The 6,267-nt window shown below is 60.5% G+C and carries 4 protein-coding genes; 3 read left to right on the forward strand and 1 reads right to left on the reverse strand.

Translation table 11 applies throughout. The features are described 5' to 3' along the window. Positions 1-41: 41 nt before the first annotated feature. Complete coding sequence (locus KJQ12_RS09930) at positions 42-923, forward strand: AraC family transcriptional regulator (RefSeq protein ID WP_213484548.1); 882 nt, start codon at positions 42-44, stop codon at positions 921-923. Between the two features lie 123 nt (positions 924-1,046). Beyond that, positions 1,047-2,564 (forward strand): alpha-glucosidase/alpha-galactosidase, encoded by a 1,518-nt coding sequence (gene melA, locus KJQ12_RS09935; protein WP_213484549.1) that lies wholly within the window; start codon positions 1,047-1,049, stop codon positions 2,562-2,564. Here melA and KJQ12_RS09940 read toward each other — a convergent pair. Further along, positions 2,561-3,478, reverse strand: coding sequence for an AraC family transcriptional regulator (locus KJQ12_RS09940; RefSeq protein ID WP_213484550.1), 918 nt, complete (start codon positions 3,476-3,478; stop codon positions 2,561-2,563). The two genes, melA and KJQ12_RS09940, sit on opposite strands and share 4 nt — an antisense overlap. A gap of 129 nt (positions 3,479-3,607) precedes the next feature. On the opposite strand from KJQ12_RS09940, the gene yicI reads away from it, so the two are divergent. Next, positions 3,608-5,929, forward strand: coding sequence for an alpha-xylosidase (gene yicI / locus KJQ12_RS09945; protein ID WP_213484551.1), 2,322 nt, complete (start codon positions 3,608-3,610; stop codon positions 5,927-5,929). The last annotated feature ends 338 nt before the right edge of the window (positions 5,930-6,267 follow it).

The raw sequence follows: 6,267 nt of genomic DNA on the forward strand, positions 1-6,267 counted from the left end.
GGAGCTCCGAACGATTCGAACGGACGGGAGCGTGTGCCCGAATGAGCCTGTTTCCGCAGCGGATCATGACCGGTCGATTCCGGCCGGTTGTGACCGCTTATTATTTTAAAGAGTGGCGCGGCTACGAGATGGACGACCATACGCATCCGTCGATGGAGATCATGTATGTGATCAGCGGAGCGTGCCGGGTGGAATTCGGTCCCGGCACCGACGGACGGCGTGCGTACGGACTCAAGAAGGGCGAGTTTATTTTCCTCAATGCCGCCGTTCCGCACCGCCTGGTCGTGCCGGAGACGTGCCGGATGCTGAATTTGGAGTTCCGTTTTGCCGAGCGGTCGGGCGGGCTGCCGTCGATCAACGAGCTGGCGGCGGAAGATCCGGCGCTGGCCTCGCTCATCGCCTGTCCGCGCGATCATCTCGTGCTGCGCGAACCGCATGACATCTACAACGCGCTCAAGGCGCTCGTGCTTGAGCTGGACAATCCGGACGGCCGCGAGCCGCTGGTCCAGATTCTGTTGTCCGAACTGCTGCTTCGCATCGCGGCGCTGCACAAGGAATCGGAAGCGGCGGACGAGCCCGGCGCGGAGCGCTACGTGCGGCAGGCGGCCGCGTTCATGCACGAGCATTACGACCGGCCGCTGCGCATCGCGGACATTGCAGCAAGCGTGAACCTCCACCCGGTTTACTTGCAGCGGATTTTCAAGCGGTCGACCGGCCAATCCGTCATGGGCTACCTGACGGCATTCCGGATGGAGAAGGCGAAGATGCTGCTCCGACAGACCGACATCCCGGTGGCCGACATTGCGGATTACGTCGGCATCGGCAGCCGGCAATATTTTCACGACCTGTTCAAGAAACATGCCGGCATGACGCCCGCCGCCTACCGTCGTTCATTCGGGACAGAGCGCTACTCGGACATTTAAGTTTCGATTACGGACATATCGGCGGTCAAATGGCTGCGATTGCGATAACGCTTTCGCTCTCCCGTTGGTACAATGGGGATGACGGGCGTGAGCCCGGAGCCAACGAACGGGAGGGCGATTTGCTTGTCATTCAAAGTGGCGTTCATCGGCGCGGGCAGCATCGGATTTACGCGCAGTCTGCTGCGGGATCTGCTGTCGGTGCCGGAATTCCGGAACATCCGCGTTGCGTTTACGGACATCAGCGAACGCAACCTCGAGATGGTGCGCCAGCTTTGCCAGCGTGACATCGACGAGAACGGACTGTCGATCCGGATCGAGGCGACGACTGACCGGCGGGAAGCGCTGAAGGACGCGAAATATGTGCTGAACACGATCCGCGTCGGCGGGCTGGAAGCTTTCCAGACGGACATTGACATACCGCTCCGCTACGGCGTCGACCAGTGCGTCGGCGATACGCTGTGCGCGGGCGGCATCATGTACGGCCAGCGGGGCATCGCTGTCATGCTGGACATCTGCAAGGACATCCGCGAAGTGGCGGCGAAGGATGCGCTCCTGCTCAACTACGCGAATCCGATGGCGATGCTGACGTGGGCGTGCAACAAATACGGCGGCGTCCGTACAATCGGCCTCTGCCATGGCGTGCAGCACGGGCACAAGCAGATCGCCGATGTGTTCGGTCTGAAGAAAGAGGAAGTCGACATCATCTGCGCCGGCATCAATCATCAAACGTGGTACATCCAGATTCGGCACAAGGGCCGCGATCTGACGGGCGAGCTGCTCGAGGCGTTCGAGCGCCATCCGGTATACAGCCGGACCGAGAAGGTGCGGATCGACATGCTGCGCCGGTTCGGCTACTACAGCACGGAGTCGAACGGACACCTGAGCGAGTATGTACCGTGGTACCGGAAGCGCCCCGAAGAGATCCGCGACTGGATCGATCTCGGGAGCTGGATCAACGGCGAGACAGGGGGTTATCTGCGCGTCTGCACCGAAGGCCGGAACTGGTTCGAGACGGATTTTCCGAATTGGCTGAAGGAGCCTCCGCTCAAGTTCCGTCCGGAAGACCGCGGCTACGAGCACGGTTCGTTCATCATCGAGAGCCTGGAGACGGGCCGCGTCTATCGCGGACATTTCAACGTCGTGAATGGCGGCGTCATCTCGAACCTGCCGGACGACGCGATCGTGGAAGTGCCGGGCTATGTGGACGCGAACGGCATCTCCATTCCGCATATCGGCGATTTGCCGCTCGGCCCGGCCGCCGTCTGCAATGCCAGCATCAGCGTGCAGCGGCTCGCCGTCGAAGCGGCGGTGCGCGGCGACGACTTCCTGCTGCGCCAGGCGTTCATGATGGACCCGCTCGTCGGCGCGGTGTGCAATCCGAAGGAAATCTGGCAGATGGTCGACGAGATGCTTGTCGCACAGGAGCAATGGCTGCCGCAATACAAGGAGGCGATTGCGGCGGCGAAAGCGCGGCTCGAAGCCGGTCGGGCGGCGGGCACGCTCATTCCGACGCGCGACTATCAAGGCGCGGCGCGGCTTAAAGTGAAGACGGTCGAAGAGATGGAGCGCGACCGCGAAGCGGCGACGAAGAACGCGGCCGCGGCGGACAAGGGGCAGGACCGCGAGAAGGCGAAGCACTAGAAGCTGTGGCCGATGCCGAACTCGTCGGACGGCGCGCCGGTTGCGCCGCGCTGCCGGTACTCCATCGGCGTGCAGCCGAACCGCTGCTTGAACACCGTGTTGAAGTAGCTCATATTGTTGAACCCGACTTCATAAGCGATGTTCATGATCTTCTTGTCGGTGGAGCGGAGCAGGATCGCGGCCTGCCGGACGCGGTACAGGTTGATGTACTCCACCGGGGTCGCCGCCGTGATCCGCTTGAAGAAGCGGCAGAAGTATGCTTCGCTCATCGACACGGTCGAGGCGAGCTCGCGAAGCCGGATCGGCTCGGCATAATGGCGCTCGATATATTCGAGCGCCTCTTTGATGCGCTCCGTCTGCTGGTCTGCGCCCGCGCGGCGCGTCTGCTCCGTGCGGGAAGCGAGCCGGAGCAGGAGCGAGACGCATGTCTGGAGCATGCCGCGGACGGCCAGCTCGTACCCGTGCGGTCTCGCCCGGTCAATTTCAAACAATTGCTTCAAGATATCCAGCAAGGCGGCGCTGTCCCCGTTCATCCGGTCGAGATGGACGGGGACTTCGTATTGCCGTTCCAGCAGCGGGCGGATATACCGCTGGTGGATGAGATCGGGGGCGCTGCCCGACAGCAGATCCGCATGGAACACGGCGGCGGAGAAGGAACAGCCCTCCTCGCCGGCCACCGAGCCGGAGTGCAATTCGCCGCTGCCGACGAAGATCGCTTCACCGGCTGACACCGCATAGTCCTTCGTCCCCACGCGAAGGTTCGCCCGGCCTTCCGTTACCATGAAAAATTCCAGCTCGTCGTGCCAATGCAGATCAAGCAGCGGCTGATCCGGCGGACAATGGAAATGATACATCCTGACCGGAAAAGCGGGACTGCCGTGCCGGCGGGCTTCCTTCAGCAGCGCTTTGTTCATCGGGATGGTCCTCCTTGGGACGTTCTGGAGCAAATTAGTCAAAATCCTGATATAATCAGACAAAAATCAGGGATGAAGGCGTTATCAGACGACAATATCATTATAGACAGAGCAAGGGAGGGATCGCAAATGAAGTTTACCGACGGTTATTGGATGGTGCGCAAAGGCGTCGAAATTCAATATCCGACCGAAGTGCGTGACGTGGCGGTCCATGACGGCGCCGTGTCCGTGTACAATGCGACCAAGTTCGTTCGCACCAAAGGCGACACGCTGAACGCCGCGCTGCTCACGTGCGAAATCAGCTCGCCGCTGCCGGACGTTCTTCGCGTGAAGTGGTACCATCATGCGGGATTGCGGGAGAAGGGGCCTCGTTTCACCATCAACGCGGATGTGAACCACAAGGCGGAGATCGAGCGGCACGAAGATCATGTAACGGTCAGAAGCGGCCGCCTGACGGCGCGGATCAAGCAGCCGGCCTGGGGATTGGAGTTTTTCTACGACGATCGCCGCATCACCGGAACCGGTGCAAAAGGCGCGGGCTACATTCTTGATCACGGCAAACCGTACTTCCGCGAAATGCTCGATCTCGGCGTCGGCGAACTGGTTTACGGTCTCGGCGAACGGTTCACCCCGTTTCTCAAGAACGGACAAGTCGTCGACATCTGGAACGAGGACGGCGGCACGGCCAGCGAGCAGGCGTACAAGAACGTGCCGTTCTATCTGTCGAGCGGCGGCTACGGCGTGTTCGTGAACCATCCGGAGCGCGTCTCTTTCGAGATCGCGTCCGAAATCGTCTCGAAGGTCGGCTTCAGTGTCGAAGGCGAATCGCTCGAGTATTTCATCGTGGGCGGCGAGACGCTGAAGGATGTGCTGGACAACTATACGAAGCTGACCGGCCGGCCGGCGCTGCCGCCGGCGTGGTCGTTCGGGCTGTGGCTGACGACGTCATTCACGACGGATTATGACGAGACGACGTGCAACAGCTTCATCGACGGCATGGCCGACCGGAACATTCCACTGCACGTCTTCCACTTCGACTGTTTCTGGATGAAGGAATACCAATGGTGCGATTTCGAATGGGATCCCGCCGTGTTCCCCGATCCGGAAGGGATGCTGAGACGGCTCAAGGCGCGTGGCCTCCACATCTGCGTCTGGATCAATCCGTACATCGCGCAGAAATCGCCGCTGTTTAAAGAAGGGATGGAGCGCGGCTACCTCGTCAAGCGGCCGAACGGCGACGTCTGGCAATGGGATATGTGGCAGGCGGGCATGGGCCTCGTCGACTTTACGAACCCGGATGCGGTGCGCTGGTATCAAGGCAAGCTGAGAAGACTGCTTGACATGGGCGTGGATTGCTTCAAGACGGATTTCGGCGAGCGGATTCCGACCGACGTCGTCTGGTTCGACGGCTCCGATCCGCAGAAAATGCACAACTATTACACGCATCTTTACAATAAGGCGGTATTCGAACTGCTCGAGCAATACCGGGGCAAGGGCGAAGCGATGCTGTTCGCCCGCTCGGCGACGGCCGGCGGCCAGATGTATCCGGTCCACTGGGGCGGCGACTGCTCGGCGAACTACGATTCGATGGCCGAGACGCTGCGCGGCGGCCTGTCGCTCGGCCTCAGCGGCTTCGGATTCTGGAGCCACGACATCAGCGGCTTCGAACGCACGGCGCCCGCCGACATTTACAAGCGCTGGGTCGCCTTCGGACTGCTCTCCTCGCACAGCCGCCTGCACGGCAATGAATCGTACCGCGTCCCGTGGCTGTTCGACGAGGAGTCGGTCGATGTGCTCCGTTTCTTCACCGAGTTGAAATGTACGCTCATGCCGCATCTTTTCACCTATGCGGTCGAAGCGAAGGAGCGCGGCCTGCCGATGATGCGCGCGATGGTGCTCGAGTTCCCGGACGACCCGACGTGCCACTATCTCGACCGGCAATACATGTTCGGGGAGCGGCTGCTTGTCGCGCCGATCTTCAATGACCGGGGCGAAGTGCTGTACTATGTGCCGGAAGGGCGCTGGACGAATCTGTTGACCGGCGAGACGGTCACCGGCGGCAAATGGTACCGCGAGAAGCACGGCTACATGTCGCTTCCGCTGCTCGTCCGTCCGAACTCGTTGATTGCCATCGGCGCGAACAACCAGCGGCCGGACTACGATTATGCGGACAACGTGACGTTCCATCTGTTCGAGCTGGAGGACGGTCAGACGGCCAAAGCGGTCGTTCACGATCTGCAAGGCTGTCCGGTTCTGACCGTCAGCGCATCCCGCACCGGCGGCACCATCGAAATTGCAGCGGATGGCGCCGTAAAACCGTGGCACGTCGTGCTGCGCGGTATCCAAGGTACGCCGTCGGTTGAAGGCGCATCGGCGGAAGCGACGCCTCAAGGGATAAAGCTGTCACCGGCTGCCGGCGCGTCCCGCGTCAGAGTTGAAATCCAGCATTGATGTGCTGATGACATTCAAACCCGCGCCAGCATGAACACATGAAGGCGCGGGTTTTTGTTGTCTGTGTGATTGGGACGTTCGACCATTGCTCGGGGACAGTGCAAACACATATCGGGAAAACCCGGGTGGGCAGGCGGATTCTGCTTTGAATGCCGAGCATCGGGGCTTGATTTGAGCGGCATTTTTACTTATTATATATTTCCGCTGCGGCTCGATCCTATTCTGAGCTTGCAGACATGTTAAAATTCCAGAAAAAAACTTGTTGCAAAACCCTAGCGAGCTGTGATATATTATAAAAGTCGCCGCTGAAACGGCGGACGACGAAGATGGTTCCTTGA

Origin of the sequence: Thermobacillus xylanilyticus, assembly GCF_907165215.1 — a bacterium.
Taxonomy (GTDB): Bacteria; Bacillota; Bacilli; order Paenibacillales; family Paenibacillaceae; genus Thermobacillus; species Thermobacillus xylanilyticus.